This is a genomic window from Pseudochrobactrum sp. AO18b (assembly GCF_000409565.1).
Classification (GTDB): Bacteria; Pseudomonadota; Alphaproteobacteria; order Rhizobiales; family Rhizobiaceae; genus Pseudochrobactrum; species Pseudochrobactrum saccharolyticum.
Map to the genome: position 1 here is coordinate 1 of NZ_ANNO01000329.1, position 12,625 is coordinate 12,625.

The 12,625-nt window shown below is 52.9% G+C and carries 10 protein-coding genes; all 10 read right to left on the reverse strand.

The genetic code is table 11. The features are described from left to right. Positions 1–6: 6 nt before the first annotated feature. The 10 genes from A918_RS0112975 to A918_RS21360 all read right to left on the reverse strand — a co-directional run bounded on the left by A918_RS0112975 (position 7) and on the right by A918_RS21360 (position 12,517). Positions 7–1,242: a LysM peptidoglycan-binding domain-containing protein gene (locus A918_RS0112975; protein WP_371257522.1), complete on the reverse strand. Its 1,236-nt coding sequence runs from the start codon at positions 1,240–1,242 to the stop codon at positions 7–9. A gap of 423 nt (positions 1,243–1,665) precedes the next feature. After that, positions 1,666–2,331 carry a protein-L-isoaspartate(D-aspartate) O-methyltransferase gene (locus A918_RS0112980; protein ID WP_033316112.1) on the reverse strand — a complete coding sequence of 222 codons (666 nt, stop codon included), beginning with the start codon at positions 2,329–2,331 and terminating at the stop codon, positions 1,666–1,668. A gap of 149 nt (positions 2,332–2,480) precedes the next feature. After that, on the reverse strand, positions 2,481–3,761 hold the full coding sequence (gene serS, locus A918_RS0112990) for a serine--tRNA ligase (RefSeq protein WP_022711483.1): 1,281 nt from the start codon (positions 3,759–3,761) through the stop codon (positions 2,481–2,483). A gap of 155 nt (positions 3,762–3,916) precedes the next feature. Next, positions 3,917–4,753, reverse strand: coding sequence for a twin-arginine translocase subunit TatC (tatC, locus tag A918_RS0112995; RefSeq protein ID WP_022711484.1), 837 nt, complete (start codon positions 4,751–4,753; stop codon positions 3,917–3,919). Then, complete coding sequence (gene tatB, locus A918_RS0113000) at positions 4,750–5,400, reverse strand: Sec-independent protein translocase protein TatB (RefSeq protein WP_022711485.1); 651 nt, start codon at positions 5,398–5,400, stop codon at positions 4,750–4,752. The genes tatC and tatB overlap by 4 nt, the downstream gene beginning before the upstream one ends. Positions 5,401–5,511: 111 nt before the next feature. After that, positions 5,512–5,736, reverse strand: a complete 225-nt coding sequence (locus tag A918_RS0113005) for a twin-arginine translocase TatA/TatE family subunit (RefSeq protein ID WP_022711486.1) — start codon at positions 5,734–5,736, stop codon at positions 5,512–5,514. 285 nt (positions 5,737–6,021) lie between these two features. Next, positions 6,022–6,771 carry an SMC-Scp complex subunit ScpB gene (gene scpB, locus A918_RS0113015; protein WP_022711488.1) on the reverse strand — a complete coding sequence of 250 codons (750 nt, stop codon included), beginning with the start codon at positions 6,769–6,771 and terminating at the stop codon, positions 6,022–6,024. Continuing rightward, positions 6,768–7,670, reverse strand: coding sequence for a ScpA family protein (locus A918_RS20425; RefSeq protein ID WP_022711489.1), 903 nt, complete (start codon positions 7,668–7,670; stop codon positions 6,768–6,770). The genes scpB and A918_RS20425 overlap by 4 nt, the downstream gene beginning before the upstream one ends. A 37-nt stretch (positions 7,671–7,707) precedes the next feature. Beyond that, positions 7,708–8,730, reverse strand: coding sequence for a beta-N-acetylhexosaminidase (gene nagZ / locus A918_RS0113025; protein WP_022711490.1), 1,023 nt, complete (start codon positions 8,728–8,730; stop codon positions 7,708–7,710). A 190-nt stretch (positions 8,731–8,920) separates the two neighbouring features. Continuing rightward, positions 8,921–12,517 (reverse strand): SPOR domain-containing protein, encoded by a 3,597-nt coding sequence (locus tag A918_RS21360; protein WP_022711491.1) that lies wholly within the window; start codon positions 12,515–12,517, stop codon positions 8,921–8,923. Positions 12,518–12,625: the final 108 nt, after the last annotated feature.

The following is a 12,625-nucleotide window of genomic DNA, read 5'->3' on the forward strand; positions in this document are numbered from 1 at the left end:
TGAAAATTATGTTTCCAGATATTTCGACGGATTAACCGGCGTTGAGTTCTTGCGCACTTCAAAATGCAGCTTTGGCGATTTTGCATTGCCACTCATACCGGAACGGGCAATTTCCTCACCGCGGCGCACTTTCTGACCGCGCTGCACATTGATCTTGCTGTTATGACCATAGACAGTCACAAGACCATTTTCGTGGCGCACCAGAACAGTCTGACCGAATTCCTTCAGCCCGTCACCGGCATAGATAACCACACCGTTTTCGGCTGCCTTAACCGGTGTACCTTCCGGCACCATAATGTCGATACCGTCATTCACAGTACCGCCGTCACGCTGACCAAAGCTGGTCAGCACCTTGCCGCGTACCGGCCAGCGCATCTGCGAGATACCGGTTGCAGAAGGCGCCATGGCGACATCCTGCTCGGCTTCTTCAATCACCTTATTGCTCGCCTGTGGCGGTGTATAAGGCTTCACGCTGCCATCCGGCACCTGTTTTGCAGCTGCAGGCGGGGTTGAGGCTGTTTTTACTGTCGTATCAACTGCGGCCTGAACCGGCTTGGCAACAGCCGCGACCTGCGTTGCTGCAGCAGTCGCCGCAACTGGGATCACCAGAGACTGACCGACGCGGATTGTACCGTCGCTCATGCCGTTCGCTTGTTTCAGAGCTGCAGCCGTCACGCCATTGCGCTGGGCAATCGCATGAAGCGTATCCCCGCTCTGCACAGTATAACCGCCGGTCGCAGCAGCTACTTTTGCGCCTGCATTGGCAACAGCATTATTCACTTTATTCGTTGCAGCCTGCTGAGCATTGGCAACAGCCTGTGTACCGTTTGATTTCAGCTGACCAAGGGTCTGCGTACCGCCATTGGCAGCAGCAACCAATGCGCCGCCGGCAGCAGCTTTAACGCCCGGAATTGTCAGTGTCTGCCCTGCCCGCAGCATATTCGGGTCAGTAATATTATTCGCAGCCATCAGATCATTCGGAGACACATTAAACCGGCGGGCTACGCCGTAAAGTGTTTCACCCGGCTGCACCATCGCATTATTAACCGAACTTGCCGCAGCATTGGTCATATTGCTGCCAGCCATTGCAACCTGCTGTGTCGCCTGATCGCGTACGGACTGAACAGAGTTCTGAACATTATTCTGCACAACCTGTGCAGCGCCCATCGGTGCGGCAGTTCCTACCGGCGGCAACTCGTTACGCTGCACATTACCGGAAGCCACACGCTGCGCAGCCGGCATCGACGGATAATTATCCGCGCCGTTATTCTGCTGATAGGACTGATTCTGTGACTGCATAATCGCGCGCTGATTATTCGTCGATCCAGTCGTAAGGCCATCCGTAAAGCGTGTCATATCCCCGCTACAGCCAGCAACCACACCTGCAAGCAGGATGACCGCGCTATGACGCAGAAGACGCTCGGACGCATGATGCAAAACTTTTCTACGCATATTCAACCCGTCCATACCCGAAACTCTAAGTAGACTTATTAAAGCGCGTTAATGTTACCTGCTGGTTAAAATTGCTGTAAAAAAATTAAAAGATTCATCAAACGGATACCATAATCGCTAAATCAGGCAAATTTGATACACAACATGCTACTCCAAAGCCTGTCAGAGCACTGTGACAACTATAAAAACCGGGAAATAAAATCAGCCGACGTTTCAGAGAAACGCAGCAGAGCCTTCGATAAACGGCTGATAACGCACCATCATCAGGTCTTCGCGCTCAAAGCGGCTGCCGACTTTAGCCATACGGCACATGACCTGCTGCCCGTCACCCTGCCCGACCGGTGCAATCATCACGCCATGCGTTGCCAGCAGATCCAGATATTGCCGAGGCATTGCATCCGAAGCCAGCCAGACGATAATACGATCATAAGGACCACCGGCTACACCGTGGCGGCCATCTGCATGTTTGCAAACAACATTTTCGATCTGATGTGCCTGAAACTGATTACGCGCGGCTTCTGCCAAAGTTTTATAACGCTCAATCGTTGTCACACGCGCGGCAAGGCGCGCCATAACTGCGGCAGTGAATCCCGAGCCTGTGCCGATTTCCAGCACACGATGCCCCGCTTCAAGCGACAAAGCCGAGAGAAAACGCGCCTGATCGTCCAGCCCCTCAATTGATTCGCCGCAAGCCAGCGGCAAAACACGATTGCTATAGGCAAAATCCTGATAGGCCGAATTGATGAAATGCTGACGCGGCGTGGCTTCAATTGCTGCAAACAAACGCGGATCATGTAAACCGCGACTGCGCATACGCAATACAAAAGAGGCAAAACCTTCTTTGCCGCTCATGCGATATTTGCCCGTATTTGCCTGCATGTGAATATTCATGAACCCTGCCCGAAGTCAGATTTATAGCCGATCAGGCAGCATCATCCTTTAAAATTGTAAATTCAGAGATAATGCGGAGAAATAAAAATGCCGGAGACATTTCCGCCTCCGGCATTTCTTTAATTCAGACCTGAATATCAGGCTTTTTCGATACGGGTCATGCCGCCCATATAAGGCACCAAAGCCTCAGGAATGGTGATGCTGCCATCTTCTTCCTGATAATTTTCCATCACAGCGATCAATGCACGGCCAACAGCCACACCGGATCCGTTCAGCGTGTGAACGAAACGGGTCGCTTTTTCACCGGCAGCACGGTAGCGCGCATTCATGCGGCGTCCCTGAAAATCACCGCAGACCGAGCAGCTGGAGATTTCGCGGAATGTATTCTGACCCGGCAGCCATACTTCGATATCGTAAGTTTTCTGCGCACCGAAGCCCATATCACCGGTGCAAAGTGTAACAGTGCGGAATGGCAGACCAAGACGCTTGAGAACCTCTTCAGCACAACCGGTCATGCGTTCCAGTTCGGCTTCCGAGCTTTCCGCATCGGTTACAGATACCATTTCCACTTTCCAGAACTGGTGCTGACGCAGCATACCGCGTGTATCACGACCGGCAGAACCGGCTTCCGAGCGGAAACAAGGCGTCAGCGCAGTCACACGCATCGGCAGTTCAGCACCATCCACAATCTCACCATTGACCAGATTGGTCAGCGGCACTTCCGCTGTCGGGATCAGCCAACGGCCGTCAGTGGTGCGGAACAGATCTTCCGAGAATTTCGGCAGCTGGCCTGTACCATATACCGCATCATCACGCACCATCAGCGGAACCATGGTTTCAGAATAACCATGTTCTGTGGTGTGCAGATCAAGCATGAACTGACCGAGCGCACGTTCCAGACGCGCAAGTGCACCTTTCAGCACGGTAAAGCGCGAACCGGACATGCGGGTAGCACGCTCGAAATCCATCAGACCGAGGGCTTCGCCCAGTTCAAAATGCTCTTTCGGTTCAAAACCGTAATTACGGATATTGCCGACACGACGTGTCTCGACATTGTCATTCTCGTCTTTACCGACTGGAACGCTGTCATAAGGCACATTCGGCAGGCTCGAGAGAACATCATTCAGCGCTTTATCAAGGCGACGCTCTTCTTCTTCCGCTTCGGTGAGGAAGGTTTTCAGTTCGGCAACTTCCGCCTTCAGGCGGTCAGCGGTCGCCATATCTTTTTCGCCCATCGCTTTGCCGATCTCTTTCGAGGCGGCATTGCGGCGCTCCTGCGCTTCCTGCACCTTGGCGATATGCTGACGGCGGGCTTCATCCAGCGCCAACACATCGGAGGATACAGCAGAGGCTCCGCGCTTTTGCAGAGCAGCATCAAGAGCTTCAGGGTTTTCGCGTATCCATTTAATGTCCAGCATTGGAAGTACCGTTATTTTTAGGTTCAGGTTCACCGTAATCACAACAAGCGGTTACGGCAGGCTCTTATATCGCAACACGATCACAACTGATCCGCTGCAATGCATGAAAAGGCAGCATAAATGCTGCCTTCAATTTCTATCACATGATACGAAAATCAGGACGATTTTTGCTCATTATCATCTGCAGGTGTGAGATTATTGAGAATTTCGGCCTGAGCGCGCTTCTTCTCAATCATCTGTGCCAGCCAGATCGAGATTTCGTAGAGCAGGATTGCCGGTATAGCAAGACCGATCTGGCTTGCAGGATCCGGCGGTGTCAGCACGGCAGCCACCACAAAGGCAATCACAATCGCATATTTGCGCTTATCCCGCAGGCCCTGTGCAGTCACCAGTCCGACCTTGGCCATCAGCGATGTGATAACCGGCAGCTGGAACACCAGACCAAAGGCGAAAATCAGCGTCATAATCAGACTGAGATATTCCGACACTTTCGGCAGCAGGGAAATCTGCACTTCGCCATCCGCACCCGATTGCTGCATGGCAAGGAAAAACCACATCACCATCGGTGTGAAGAAGAAATAAACCAGCGCGCCACCCAGCAGAAACAGCAAAGGTGAGGCAACCAGAAAAGGCAGGAATGCCATACGCTCATGCTTATAAAGGCCAGGCGCAACAAACTTGTAAATCTGCGAAGCAATCATCGGAAAGGCAAGAACCAGACCGCCGAACATCGCCACTTTCACCTGCGTGAAGAAGAATTCCTGCGGTGCGGTATAGATCAATGCAGCTTTGCTGCGATCCATCCCTGCCCAGTCCAGCGCCCATTGATAAGGCAGAACCAGCAAATTGAAGAGATGCTTGGCAAAAGCAAAGCAGAGTACAAAGGCCAGAAAAAAGGCCACAATCGACCAGATCAGGCGGCGGCGCAGCTCAATGAGATGCTCAAGCAAAGGCGCAGCGCTCTGGTCTATTTCATCCTGATCACTGCTCACTGCTCAGTTCCTGTCTTTTTTGTTGTTTTCGCTGCGGCTTTTACACGGGGCGCAACAGCCTTTTTCTCTGCGGCTTGCTTTACTGGTGCAGCTTTTACTGCAGAATCGCTTTTTGCCGGCGCTTTCTTTGCAGCAGGTTTTGCCGTTGTGTCAGCCGCAGTTTTTGAAGCTCTGGGCTTCGCGGCTTTTTTCACCGGTTCTGCGAAAGCAGGCTCGGCAACAGCAGCTGAAGGCTTTGCAGCAACAGGCTGTGCAGCAGGCGTTGCCGCTTTCGCCTCTTCCTCTTTGATTTCAGAGAGATCCAGCGGCGAATCCATAGGCACGGCCGGTGTTTCCTCCGGCTTCGGCGATGCATTATTCAGGCTGGCACGCAAATCATCACCGGCGCTGCGCACCGGTTCAAAAATATCCGTCACCGTTTTGCGCGGGTCATATTGCTTCACGCCGTCAATTGTTTTTTTGACTTCGTCCAGCTCTGCCTCACGCATAGCTTCATCAAAATGCGTCCGGAACTCGTTCGCCGTGGCGCGCAGCTTTCCTGTTGCCTTGCCAAAGGCGCGCAACATTTTCGGAAGATCCTTCGGGCCGACAACAACGATCATAACAACCGCAATTACCAGAAGCTCCGACCAGCCTATATCTAACATCGGCGTTCCATTTCACCATCTGTCCGCCTTTGGCCTGTGTTCAAAGCGAACGCGTGGCCAAAGTCTTTCTGCGCCGCATAAGGCGGCACAGTCCGGCAGAATGATCTGCAATTACAGTTTTGTCGTTTTCTTCGTCGGCTTGACCTGTTCGCCGGTCTCATTGTCGATGGTCTTGGAAGAAGCAACATCGGTTTCTTCAGGCTCGTTCATGCCCTGCTTGAAGTTTTTGATGCCCTTGGCAACATCGCCCATCAGTTCAGGAATTTTGCCGCGGCCAAACAACAGCAGCACAACCGCCAGAACAATAAGCCAGTGCCAGATCGAAAAACTACCCATCTTATATCCCCTAAATGCTCTCGCGGCATATTCATACCGGAGCAGGATTATCCAAATTCAGTCTCTATTTAAGCGCAATCACAGCATTGTTCAAACAGAACCGGTGAAATTTCTCTTTGTTCTACAGCATAGTTACAAAAATAAAAAACATTTATCCGGCGGAACCCCGCTGAAGCCCTTATCCGGTAACGTGCCGCTGTTTGAAATGGCTGCAACCCCGCCGCTGCTTAAAAGTTAACAAGCACAGAATTATGACAATTTTAACAGTAACAGCAGCGAAAAAGGCTATTTACGCTCATCATCTTCGACCTTCGGCATGAAAAGACCTAGCTCTTCAATATCACCGGCAGTCAGCGGGTCTTCATCCGCCAGCAACTCATCCGGCCGCACACTCGGCACCGGCACAGAGAAATTCGAAGGCAGACGTGCGGAGAGCAGCCCTGCCCCGCGCAATTCATCCATACCCGGCAGATCGCGAATCTCTGCCAGACCGAAATGATCCAGAAAACTGTCTGTCGTGCCATAGGTCACCGGACGTCCCGGTGTGCGTCTGCGGCCGCGCAGTTTCACCCAGCCGGTTTCCATCAGCACATCCAATGTGCCTTTTGAGGTTTCCACGCCACGAATATCTTCCATCTCCGCACGGGTTACCGGCTGATGATAAGCAATAATTGCCAGCACTTCGAGCGCCGCACGCGACAGTTTCTTCTGTTTGACCAGATCGCGGCTCATCAGAAAGCTTAAATCCGATGCTGTGCGAAACGCCCAGCCGTCACCGGCTTTGACCAGATTGACACCGCGCAGACGATATTCACTTTGCAGCACTTTCAGCACCGGCAGCAGTTCCACATCCAGCGGCAGTCGCTCCGACAGCATTTTCTCTGTCACCGGCTCGGAAGACGCGAAAATAATCGCCTCAACCATACGCACCACATCACCCAGCGCCTCGCGTGACGGCACGGACGGATTAGTATCATCTGAAAATATGATCGGCATTTCAGCCTCAGCAGCTGTCAAAATTTCAGTCTCGCTCACGCTTCATCCTTATCTTCGCGATCCGTCTTCAGATCATCCGGCACACTGCTTACCGGCTTACGTTCGGCAGCGCGTACAAAAATCGGTTCGAAAGCTGCATTCTGGCGCAATTCCATCCGCCCTTCACGCACCAGCTCAAGACTGGCGGCAAAAGAACTGGCAATCGCACTAGCACGGTCTTCCGGCCGCGCAATATAATCCAGCAGAAATGCATCCAGCGCCACCCAGTCCTGCAATTCACCAACCATGCGCACCAGCAGCACCCGCGCCTCTTTCAGCGACCAGACTGTGCGCCTGGCAATCTGCACATGGGAAACCGCCTGTCTCTGGCGCTGCGAGGCATAGGCCGTGAGCAGATCATAAAGCGAAGCGCTGTAAAGGCTGGTCTTTTCCACCAGCACCGTTTCCGGCATACCACGGGCAAATACATCGCGCCCCAACCGGTCACGATTGACCAGCTTGCCTGCCGCATCACGCATAGCTTCAAGCCGTTTCAACCGGAATTGCAAAACAGAAGCCAGCTGTTCGCCGGTCTCGCCATCCTCATCTTTGACCTTGGGGATCAGCAGACGCGATTTGAGATAGGCAAGCCATGCCGCCATCACCAGATAATCGGCCGCCAGTTCCAGCTTACGGTCGCGTGCCAGCTCAATGAATTTCAGATATTGCTCGGCAAGTGCCAGCACGGAAATCTGTGTCAGATCAACCTTCTGATTGCGTGCCAGATGCAGCAGCAAATCCATCGGTCCTTCAAAACCCTGCACATCCACATGCAGGGTCAGATCCTCGGCACTGTCCGGCGGAATGATGAGTGCCGTTTCTGACTGCCACAGATCATCCATCGGCACATCGGCCTTTGGTGTCTGGGGATTATCCGTCTTTGCGGTTTCGGTACTCATCATCCGGCCTGTTATTTATTGAAGTTCTGCCTGACTATCAGACAACAGCGACCTCTGGGAATAAAGCGTTAAATTCCGCACGGATCGCTGCCTCACTGCTCAGATCCGCTTCACCTGCAAAGACTTCAGCCAGTTCCGCACGGCGCAGACTCTCATCTTTCAGATCAGGAATAGCAGCGGCAACGGCAATGGTTTCTTCCAGCACGCCGCTGCAATGCAACACCACATCACAACCGGCAGCGATAATCTCACGGGCAATATCATCCAGATTGCCGGACAGCGCCTTCATGGAAATATCGTCGCTCATCAGCAAGCCGTCATAATCCAGCATATCACGGATCACACAATTGATAACCACCGGCGACAGCGTTGCAGGGCGTTCCGGATCGAGCGCCTTGTAAACAATATGCGCGGTCATAGCGGCGGGCAGATCATCCAGCTGGCAGAATGGTACAAAATCACGGGCACAGAGTTCGCTCAAAGGCGCATCAACGCTCGGCAGTTCTTTATGGCTGTCGGCAAATGCACGGCCGTGCCCCGGCATATGTTTCATCACCGGCAGCACACCACCGGCCATCAGCCCTTCAGCAACCGCATTACCCAGTACCGCAACAGTTTCCGGATCATAGGAATAAGCACGTGAACCGATCACCTCATGAGAGCCTTCAACCGGCACATCCAGCACCGGCAGACAATTGGCATTGATGCCGACGCCCATCAGATCAAAAGCATGAAGACGACCGAGCAGCCAGGCGGCGCGCATACCCAGCTCTTCATCCTGTTCATAAAGTGCACCGATCTGCGACGCTGACGGATAATTAGGCACCAGCGGCGGGCGCAGGCGCTGCACACGTCCGCCTTCCTGATCGATAAAGATCAGTGTCTCATCCCGTCCGGTTACATCGCGGATTTGCGCGGTCAATGCGCGCAACTGCTCCAGACTTTCCACATTGCGGGCAAACAGAATAAAGCCCCACGGACGCACACGACGGAACAGTTCCTGCTCGGCTTCGGTCAGCATTGTACCTTCGAAACCGGTAATCATGGCTTTAAATGTCATTGCGGCAATGCTCCTCGCCTATTGGAATATGACAAATCAGACAGGCATTTCGCAGATAAATGAGATCATTTAACGCCCGCGATTATGCGACAAATCAGATAATGCTCTCTGCATAACCCATAAAGAGAAAATGCGCTGCGTATTTTAAAGATACACAGCGCATTTCATGTTTGTTTTACATATTTTCAGATCAGAGTGTCGGGAAGCAGCTGCCACCGGCAGATTTCAGACGCTCACAGAGCGCTGCGGCTTCAGCTTTGGTGCCACCCGGAATACGGACACGGTAATAAGTACCCTTACCGGCAATATCCGCCCTTTTGATATCAACACCACGACCACCGATAACATTACCGTAACGCGAACTCATATTGGCATAGCTTTTCTGTGCCAGTTCTGCACTCGGCTGCGAAGCGATCTGAATGAACCATGTACCCGCAGGAACATTGGCCGAAACATTGGCTGCAGGCGCAGTGGCGCTGGCAACCTGCTGCGGTGCTGTATTTTGTGCAGGACGCTCCACATTGCCTACAACATTAACCGGCTGCTCGGCAGGACGGGACGGCACAACCGGAGCTGTTGTCACTTCACGCGGTTTGACCTGTTCACCGGAAGCGGTGAAAGTCTGCGTCTGTACAACGCGCGGTGCTGCTGCACTCTGTGCAGAAGGTGCCGGTGCATCAGTACCCAGACGTTCAGGAACAGCACTCTGGCTAATCAGACGAGATGCCTCATCAAGACCATTATCGGTTGCTGCTGCATTATTATTTGCAGGCGCAGTGGCCGCCGGTGCTTCACTCGGTACGATTGTACCGTCAGCGCGCACGACCATGGTTTTCACCGTACGTGGTGTTACCAGTTCGCGCTCAGCCTCTTGTGCCGGATTATTGGCAGCAGGAGGCGTTGCACTATTGGTGCTTTCCGGTTCATCCGACAATAAGCGGTCTTCTTCCGCATCCGCACCCTGCAACAGGCCTACATCAACCGGTTCCTCTTCCGTATTGATAAGAGTTTTCTGTTCAGGCGCAGCAGGCTTGGTACCGGAAACCTGATCGTAAACAGCCTTGTCCTGATTTGGTACAACCATACCGCCCGGATTTTCCGGCTGGACTTTGACCGGCTGGCTGTCAGCCCGCAGAACTGCAGGTTCGCCGCCGACAACACCGCCGGATTTGAGCATATAATAACCGCCGCCCAGAACGATCAGAGCTGCTGCAGCGACCGATGCCCAGAGGATAGGTTTACGCAACGGGTTCTCTTCACGCGGACGGGATTCCGTATAGTCATCCTCATCACGGGAGAAATTTTCGGACAGATTATAGGTGTCGAAATCATTATTCTGCGCACCCTGAGCCGCCCAGTGATTATAATAATCATCCTGCGTGGCATTGCCTGTCTGGCCTGCACCGCTCTGCGCGGAAGAACCACGCAGTGCTGCACCCGCTACGGCTGCACCGGCAAGACCAGCTGCAGCACCGGCAATAGTGCCGAAACCTGCACCATTTGAATCGGTTTCTTCCGGCTCGGCTTTAACGGCTGTATGATAGTCTGCGAAATTATCCTGCAGGATATTCTCAAAAGCCTTGTCTGCTTCACTGGTTGTATCCGGTGCGGCAGCTTCATTCACACTGATCGTGCTGAAAATTTCTGCAAATTCTGATTCGAGACTGTTCAGCCCCGTTTCTTTAACATCATCGCCATAGCTGACCTCAGGCAGATCGAGCGCCTGTGTCTGCTCAACCTTGTTTTCCGACACAACAACGGATTCGATTTCCGGTGCCGGTACAAACGGCTTGGAGGCTGCACTCTGAGCTGGCTGATAGGCCGGAATCTCCGGTTCATCATTCAGATCAAGATCAAGCGGCAGTTCTTCCAATGCTTCTGCAACGGCGAAATCATCGGCAGGCTGCAGGTCTTCATCAAATGAGAAATCGAAATCATCATTGCTGAAGAAATTATCCGCCGCGACCGGTTCTTCATAAGCCGGTTCTTCGTAGGAAGCTGCAGCAGGAGCAGTGTCACGCACAGGCTGCGAAGCATAGGCAGACGGAATAGCTGCAATCGTATCCGCAAAGCTGCTGACAGAGCGTTCTGCTGTACTTGCTGCAGATGTGGTTGCAGCCGCAGCTGCCGGTGTCGCCGCACCGAATGTGTAGGAAGAATAACCGCGCACTGCATTATGCGCCAACGGAGCCACAGGCTCATTATACGCCAACGGAGCTTCCGGCTCATTATAAGTCAATGGAGCCTCCGGCTCCGGTACATAAGATTGCTCTATGGCCTGTTCTGCAACGGGCGCATTTTCTTCTGCTTCGTAGAAATCATCGCCGAAGTTGAAGTTTTCAGTCTGTTGCTCTTCTTCAAAAGCGACAGCCTGTTCCGGCTCATAGGTTTCGGTTGTTTCTTCCGCGTAATCAGACTGTGATCTGGCGCCGAACAGATCCGCGAAGGAACTGGCTGCCGGAGCTTCAGCTGTATCAGCACTGTCCTCTTCCCAATTGGTCTGGGCGCTGGCTGTGCGGTTTGGCAAGCGGCTCAGATCGGGAGCAGCAAAGAACTCATCATCAATCTGATCGTAACTCTGCACCGGTGCAGCCTGCGTATAATCATCCTCGGCCTGCATATCTGCATGGGCCTGATAATCCGCAACCGGCTCCTGACCGTCGAAATCGGCTACAGCAGGGGCAACCTCAATGGACGGCGCATCAAACAATGGCTCGATATCGGTTAGCGGAACAACTTCATCCTCATAAGCCGCGACCGGATCAGCATAGGCCGTTGCTTCAGGTGTTGCTTCAAACGGTGCCTGATAAGCATAATTATCCGTCTGAGCCAGTGCCGCAGCAGGCGCCGCAGCAGGTGCTTCATCCTGCAGCAGGAATGAAAGCTCATCCTCAAAGCTGGTATCAGACTGCTGTGCTGCATTCACAGGGCGGTAAGCCTCGTTTTCCGCAAAAACATTGTCATAGCTCTGGGCAACAAATTCCTGTTGCGGCTCACGGCCGATATCAGAAAAATCGAAATCGTCTGTATTCAGTTCAGGCAGATCAAAATCCTGAGCGACCTGTTCTTGTGAAACATTGGCCGCAACTTCCGAATATTCAGGCGCATGGGACCCATAACCCGCCTGATAAGGCTGGGCATACTGGTTCTCCTGATAATACGGCTCAGCAGCAACCTGCGAGGCGGTTTCCGGTTCAAAGCTCTGGCTCAGCTCATTTTCCAGCGAAGAGAAATAATCTTCATTCGCAGCCTGCACAGGCTCTGAAAATGCTGCATCCTGAGGCAGATCGGAATAGGCCTCATAATAAGCATTCTGCGGTTCCGCAGCCGTATAATCCTGCTCTTCCGCATAATATTGCGGAATATCCTGCTGAAAGGCAGGCTGGGACTGTTCCGGTGCTTTTTCTTCTGCATAGGCACGCTGCAACGGCGCATAGCCGGTAAAGCGCGGCTCGACAGCCTGCTGGTAAGAGCGGCTCTCGGCGGCGGTCTGCTGAACAGGGCTGAACGCTTCATCCTGCGGCTGGAAATTGCTGGCTGGCTGTGCCGGTTCAGCAGCGAAGTCAGCCGCGAATTCAGCATCGAAATCTGCCATCAGTTCCCGCTCAAGGCTCATCTCGGAAGACATTTCCGGTTCAGCCTGCGCATTCTGCATATTTTTTTGTTCTGCCGGTTCATCAAAGCCAAAAATGCGCGACAATTCAAACAGCGGATCATTATCCCGCGCCGATTCGTCGCGAATATCACTGTGATTCTGATTGCGGCCCGTCACGCTACTGTCAGTCATGGCGTTTTCCTAATTTCAACTGGAGCGCCCGCCGACGTCTCCCTAATCATTGCTAATATAGCAAGGCAATGTGGGCAAAACTTGACAGTAGTTTCCTGCAAAAACCGG